Genomic DNA, 1,001 nt, shown 5'->3' with positions numbered 1-1,001 from the left:
AAACAAGGTCTCGCCCTTTTGATTCTGATCGCTCGATCACACCAAGCGCTTCAATAATTCCTGTAAACATCGCTTATCCAATCCTTTACGCTAGCGAGAGCCTGACACTTCAGCCGGCATATAAATCATTCGAATGTCCTGACCAACCAGCCTCAAGTCTTTTAAGTCCAGATCAATACTCTCAGACATTTTATCTAAACCAAGTTCAGCAAGCGGTCGAGCTTTACTTCCTAATAATTTTGGCGCCATGTAAACCAAGAGTTCGTCCCACAAACCCTGTTCAATAATGCTTCCCGCTAACAAGGCTCCAGCCTCTAGTAACACCTCATTGCACTGAAGCTCAGCTAATTTGGACATCACTTCTTGCAGCTCACTATGCGCATCATTTGAACTTGATGCAGAAGACAAGCGAAGCACATCAACAAAACCAAGCTGAGACACCTCCTGCGCTTCCTGGCTTAGCTCACTGGCCTCTGAAACACACCACAATATAGGCGTTTCCTGTTCTAATAGTCGAGCAGTCTTAGGCAAGCGAGCCTGACGATCAAGAATGACACGCAAAGGCTGAATTTTTTCAATTTCTCGGGACCATTCAGGATCAAGACCCAGTTCACTAGCTCTAACCGTTAGGGCTGCATCATCATGAAGAATGGTACCAATGCCACTAATAATAGCAGAGCTTCGGGCACGCAAACGCTGTACGTCAGAACGTGCAGCCGGGCCAGTTATCCACTGACTTTCCCCGGACTCCATGGCGGTACGACCATCAACACTGGTCGCCATTTTAATCCGAAGATAAGGCAAACCAGTTTCCATTCGCTTAATAAAGCCTTGATTAAGTGCCCGCGCCTCAGCTTCCATCAAGCCATAGCGTACTTTTATTCCCGCATCCTCCAGAAGTTTAAAGCCTCGACCTGACACCTCAGGATTCGGATCCAGCATCGCAGCAACCACCTCAGATACTTGAGCATCAATTAAGGCTTTAGCACAGGGAGGTGTTC

General features: G+C 47.3%; 1 protein-coding gene. It reads right to left on the bottom strand.

Features of this window, described 5'->3' with window-relative positions:
* Positions 1-90: 90 nt before the first annotated feature.
* Positions 91-1,001, bottom strand: a 911-nt coding sequence (ribD, locus tag A3756_RS16605; protein WP_068553998.1) for a bifunctional diaminohydroxyphosphoribosylaminopyrimidine deaminase/5-amino-6-(5-phosphoribosylamino)uracil reductase RibD, incomplete at its 5' end; no start/stop codon positions are given.

It is taken from the genome of Oleiphilus sp. HI0086, from assembly GCF_001635225.1.
This window is presented reverse-complemented; position numbering and strand designations above follow the sequence as displayed.